The sequence below is a fragment of the Christiangramia aquimixticola genome (assembly GCF_048285835.1).
GTDB classification, from domain to species: Bacteria; Bacteroidota; Bacteroidia; order Flavobacteriales; family Flavobacteriaceae; genus Christiangramia; species Christiangramia aquimixticola.
On the sequence record NZ_JBLVTL010000308.1, the window covers coordinates 1 to 283 of the forward strand.

The following is a 283-nucleotide window of genomic DNA, read 5'->3' on the forward strand; positions in this document are numbered from 1 at the left end:
TAAAGAATATTCAACTCCGGTTGCCGCACTGAATGTAACCGTAACCGATGTCGCGTCACACGCAGGTGCAGGTACTGAAAGCGCTGGAGCTGATGGGGTAACCGGTGCTGCTGCAACAGTGAATGGTGAACTGATCACACAGCTCGTTCCTACTGTTCTTGCATATACCGTTCCGCTGCTGTTAACCGGTGCACTGAAGCTGCCACCTGTAATCAAAGTGGTGAACGTGTTGCTTAAAGAATATTCAACTCCGGTTGCCGCACTGAATGTAACCGTAACCGAT

1 protein-coding gene is annotated in these 283 nt (G+C 49.8%); it reads left to right on the forward strand.

The annotated features are described in order from the left end of the window. Positions 1-283 (forward strand): hypothetical protein (locus ACNKXV_RS14595; protein ID WP_417908424.1); only part of this gene is annotated, 283 nt, incomplete at both ends.